Consider the following 3,126-nt stretch of genomic DNA (forward strand, 5'->3'; position numbering starts at 1 on the left):
CTTCCAGCCGGCACACCTTGACCGACTCGCGAAGGAATCCGTCACGGTGCCCGCTGTGAATCAGGTCGAGGTCCATCCCTACTTCGCAAACGAAGAGGTTCGGGCCTACGGGCGGGAGCATGGCATCGCGACCGAGGCGTGGTCACCGATCGCTCAGGGCAAGGTGCTCGGTGACCCGGTCGTCGAGCGAATCGCCAACGACGTCGGCAAGTCACCGGCCCAAGTCGTGCTGCGTTGGCACGTTGAGCGAGGGGACATCGTCTTCCCAAAGTCGGTGTCGCTGGATCGAATGAAGTCGAACTTCGAGTTGTTCGACTTCGAACTGGACGGCTCGGACATGCTTGCGATCTCGGCCCTCGACAACGGCGAGTCCGGGAGGATCGGCCCCAACCCGGACGAATTCGACTACATACCAGCGTCTAAGTGATCAGCGATCGCGCGCCCGGCGACTACATCTTCGTCCCGCCGTACGTTCCGCATCGAGAAGAGAGTCCGACCGACGAATCAGGAGCGTGACTGATGCGCCGCATCGTCCTCGTCGTTGCGCCGAATCGGCAGGCAGCGGTCATTGGGCCGTGAAGCCCAGAGCTCGTTCAGTGCCCGTGAGGTGCGCCTTGATTGCGTCGAGCGATCGGTCCAGCTCGCCGTCGCGCACTGCTTCGGCGATCAGCGTGTGTTCGGCAAGGATGGTTTCAATCCTCGCGGGGTCTCGAACGGCGGATTCACCGATCATGCGCATCTGGCGGTCGCGTAGCGAGCCGTACACGTCGTGCAGAATGTCGTTGCCGGCGGCCTCGATCAGAATCGCGTGGAAGGCCCGATCTGCATCCGAGAATTCGCGCAGCTCCACCGCGCCGAGGGCCCGACGCTGTCGAGCGAGTTCAGTCGCCATCCGATCGAACATCACGGCGCGCGCCTCCGCCGATTGACCGATGACCTTCCCGGCGGCGAACTGTTCGAGGACCAGCCGGGCCTCCATGACCGCGCGTACCTCCCCTGGAGAGACCGGGACCACCAGCGCACCGCGCTGCGGATACAGCCGTAGCAATCCCTCGGCCTCCAGGCGCAGGAAAGCCTCCCTGACTGGTGTACGCGACATGCCCAACGCGTCGGCGACCTCGCCCTCGCTGATCAGCTCGCCACCAGGGAACGCGCCCGTGAGGATTCGGTCCTTGACGTAGTCGAGCGCGCGGTCCTTTGCCGCGAGTCGGCTCCCGCGGGCGACCCTTTCTGCCACGACGGCCTCCGCTTCGATCCCAGTCGCATACCAGAGGTGCTCGCCGAGCGTACCTGCCGCCCAACCCATCAGGCGCCCCGCTCGCAACGTGACGGGTGAGTGTTCTCACTCCCCGCCGTGAAGGACCAGAGGTATTCTTAACTGAGATACAAGTTGTATCTATATAGAACGAATGGAGAAGGTGAATGTCAATCAACACAGATCTCGAGACAACGGAGGTCGGTGGTGAGCGCGATGCGTTGGACCCGACCATTGCGGCTCCGGTGACCAATGTGGCCGAGTACGGATTCGAGGGGCGGTTCGAGGACTGGGCCGAGGATGCGCGCTACTACGAGTACTCCAAGGCCGCAAACCCGATCGGCTCCGGGCACACGTCGAAGGTTCCGATCAAGGCCTTCAGTCGAGACCTCTACGCCGACGGGCCCAGCCGAATCATCCCGTTGGACTTGTCGAGCGAACTGGGCATCGCGGACGGCCCGGCGACGAGCCCGGCGCTGGTGGCGAACTTCATGCGGATCCGTGCGGGTGAGCGGATCGCCACCAACCCGAATGCCACGTCTCAGCTTTACTACGTGATCTCCGGCCGGGGTTTCTCGGCGGTGAACGGTCGGCTCGTGCGGTGGGAGAAGGGTGACTTCTTGACCCTGCCTGCCGACAGCCGCGCCACGTTCCATGCCGACTCCGGTTCCGACGCCGCACTGTACTGGGTGAACGACGAGCCGTTGCTTCGCCATCTGGGCGCAGACGCCACCGAACCCCGTTTCCGCGCAACGAAGTTCCGCCGGGCTGACGCAGTGGCGCGGCTGGATGAGATCGCCTCGCGACCGGACGCAAACGACAGAAGCAGGGTCAGCGTCTTGTTGGCCAATGCTGAAGAGGAGCAAACGCTGACGATCACCCACGTGCTGTGGGCGATGTTCGGTCTGCTGCCGCCGGATCAGGAACAGCGCCCACACCGCCACCAGTCGGTCGCGCTCGACCTGATTCTCGATGCCGAGCCCGGCTGCTACACGCTGCTGGGCACCCGGTTGGACGAGCGGGGCAACATCGTCAACCCGACCAGGGTCGACTGGGAGGCAGGCGGTGCGTTCGTTACGCCACCGGGTCTGTGGCATGCGCACTTCAACGAGTCGGGCGCCCCGGCACACCTGATTCCGATCCAGGACGCCGGCCTGCAGACGTACCTGCGTAGCTTGGACATCCGCTTTTCCGACCGCCGGTGAATTGGCTCAGTTGCGCGGTCATTGCGGCTGCCGGGTACCCCAGTTTTCCTGCTAGCTGCAGGTGTTAGTGGGCGTCAGTGCTGACGACAACTGACACCAAAGACGAGATTCTAGAAGCCATGGCCACGCCCACGAATCCGAATCTCCACCAACCGCGACATCGCCAGTGGCCCCCCGCTCAGCGGCAGTACGCCGACGGCGCCCTGGGTCAATCTGCTCTCGGCGCCGACGGGTCGACCTCGAAACATGGGAAGCAGCACAGGCGTTCTCGCGGTGGCACGTTTGTTGCCGCGGGACTAGCGGTGGCGTTGACGTCTGCGGGCATCGGCGCCGTCGCCGGACTGGCTGTGCAGCCATACCGCTCCGCTCCCGGCACCGTGGCGACGGTTACGGTCGCCTCACCCCGGCCGGTCGCCGCGCCCCAGGCAGCGGCTAGCCTTCCTGCCGACTCGATCGAGCAGATCGCCGCAGAGGTGCTGCCCAGCGTGGTGCGATTGCAGACAGATCTGGGCAACGAGGGCGATCAGGGCTCGGGCATCATCTTGACTGCCGACGGGCTGATCATGACCAATAACCATGTGGTGTCGGCCGCAGTCGAGGCCAACCGCACCGCCCCCGGCGGAGCGCACACCGCAGTCAGGTTCGCCGACGGCCACACCGTGCCCT

The 3,126-nt window shown here is 64.7% G+C and carries 3 protein-coding genes and 1 pseudogene; 3 read left to right on the forward strand and 1 reads right to left on the reverse strand.

All coding sequences use genetic code 11. The annotated features are described in order from the left end of the window. Positions 1-427: aldo/keto reductase (locus tag ACRDUX_RS14000; RefSeq protein ID WP_526414631.1), on the forward strand; the 427-nt coding region annotated here is incomplete at its 5' end. A 138-nt stretch (positions 428-565) separates the two neighbouring features. Here the strand turns inward: ACRDUX_RS14000 and ACRDUX_RS14005 are convergent. Then, positions 566-1,237 carry a GntR family transcriptional regulator gene (locus ACRDUX_RS14005; RefSeq protein WP_526414632.1) on the reverse strand — a complete coding sequence of 224 codons (672 nt, stop codon included), beginning with the start codon at positions 1,235-1,237 and terminating at the stop codon, positions 566-568. Between the two features lie 185 nt (positions 1,238-1,422). Between ACRDUX_RS14005 and ACRDUX_RS14010 the strand changes: the two genes are divergently transcribed. Together ACRDUX_RS14010 and ACRDUX_RS14015 are read left to right on the forward strand one after the other, a co-directional pair. Beyond that, the gene (locus ACRDUX_RS14010) at positions 1,423-2,460 is read left to right on the forward strand and encodes a cupin domain-containing protein (RefSeq protein WP_526414633.1); all 1,038 of its coding nucleotides are present in this window, start codon (positions 1,423-1,425) and stop codon (positions 2,458-2,460) included. A 302-nt stretch (positions 2,461-2,762) separates the two neighbouring features. Then, positions 2,763-3,126, forward strand: a pseudogene (locus tag ACRDUX_RS14015) (serine protease); the annotation flags it as partial.

It is taken from the genome of Mycobacterium sp. (assembly GCF_050701675.1).
Classification (GTDB): Bacteria; Actinomycetota; Actinomycetes; order Mycobacteriales; family Mycobacteriaceae; genus Mycobacterium.

Excerpts from the sequence above, each read along its gene's own strand:
- ACRDUX_RS14010 (WP_526414633.1), top strand. The coding sequence starts at position 1,423 with ATGTCAATCAACACAGATCTCGAGACAACGGAGGTCGGTGGTGAGCGC.